The organism is Kineococcus indalonis, assembly GCF_009906395.1.
GTDB lineage: Bacteria > Actinomycetota > Actinomycetes > Actinomycetales > Kineococcaceae > Kineococcus > Kineococcus indalonis.
This window is the reverse complement of record NZ_JAAALM010000865.1, coordinates 1-1006: the sequence shown is the minus strand read 5'-3', so window position 1 is coordinate 1006 and position 1006 is coordinate 1. Positions and strand designations below refer to the sequence as shown.

Sequence of the window (1006 nt, the reverse complement as noted above, 5' to 3'; positions counted from 1 at the left end):
GTGGTGAGGGGGGTGCTGGCGCGTCGCGGGGCGGTGGCGTGTCGCATGACGACCTTCTTCGGGCTGCTTCGGGAGACGCCGTTGTCCCTACCGAGCGTAGTGCTATCGCTACTCGTTGCGGGGGGAGATGGAGGAGGAGGCCCCCTCCACGGTCTGCGGCAGCAGCAGGTGCTCGCCCCCGCGCCGCCACTCCACCAGCAGCGCGGTGGCGTCGTCGCGCAGCGAGACGCCCGGGCTGCCCAGGATCGTGCGGCGCAGCCGGCGCAGCGTCTCCGCCGCCGCCTGCCCGGCCGCCGCCTGCTGCTCCAGGAAGTCCGACAGCCCGTCCAGGCCGAGCAGGGTGCCGTCGTCGCGGCGGGCCTCGATGAGCCCGTCGGTGTACAGCAGCACCGCGTCCCCGGACTGCAGCACCTCCTCCGCCACGACCACCGCCCCGCCGAACGACCAGCCCAGCGGGAACGCCGGCGGCGCCTGCAGGGTCTTCACCACGTGCGCACCGCGCAGCAGCAGCGGCGGCGGGTGCCCGGCGCTGACCCACGACAGCGTGCCCGTGCCGCGGTCCAGGCGGGCCAGCACCGCGGTGACGTGCCGGTCCCCGCCGAACTGCCCGCCCACCGCCGCGTCGACCTCGGCGTACGTGCCCAGCAGGTCCAGCCCGGTGCGCCGCGCGCGCCGGTACGCGGCCACCGCCAGGGTCGTCACCGCCGAGGCCGCCAGGCCGTGGCCCATGCCGTCGAAGACGGCCAGGTGCAGGCCCTCCTCGTTGGCGGCGTAGTCGAAGGCGTCGCCACCGTTGTCGTAGGCCGGTTCCAGCGCGGCGGAGACCACCAGCCCGTCGGTGGCGTACGTCTGCGGCGGCAGCACCGAGCGCACCAGTTCGCTGCCCACCGTCAGCGGCGCCGAGCGCTGCAGACGGGCGAACACGTCGCCGTACATGTCCTTGCTCGCCACCACCATGGCCGCCAGGTGCGCGCAGCGCTCGACCACGCCCAGCACGTCCCGCGGC

General features: G+C 75.1%; 1 protein-coding gene. It reads right to left on the bottom strand.

Annotated features, from left to right (window positions below):
* Positions 1–108 precede the first annotated feature (108 nt).
* Positions 109–1006, bottom strand: an 898-nt coding sequence (locus GTR00_RS21615; RefSeq protein ID WP_205706386.1) for a PP2C family protein-serine/threonine phosphatase, incomplete at its 5' end; no start/stop codon positions are given.